Source organism: Pseudomonas sp. SDT291_1_S447, assembly GCF_054070155.1.
The window spans coordinates 1-216 of sequence record NZ_JBSVXS010000461.1; the positions used below are offsets into that span (position 1 = coordinate 1).

Genomic DNA, 216 nt, shown 5'->3' on the forward strand with positions numbered 1-216 from the left:
TCACATTGAACGGCTGCAGCTCGCTGCTGTTCTACCCCGAGCCCGGCCTGCCGTTCACGCCGGAAAAAGCCCACCTGTACTACCGTGACGTGACCTTGACCACTGCCGACGGCGTGAAGCTCCATGCCTGGTGGTTGCCGGCCAAGCCCGGTGTACCGCTCAAGGGCACGGTGCTGCATTTGCATGGCAACGGCGGCAACCTGGCCTGGCACCTGG

1 pseudogene is annotated in these 216 nt (G+C 64.4%); it reads left to right on the forward strand.

Annotated elements, in window-relative coordinates:
- Positions 1-5: 5 nt before the first annotated feature.
- Positions 6-216 (forward strand): annotated as a pseudogene (locus ACW9IR_RS30370) (alpha/beta hydrolase); the annotation flags it as partial.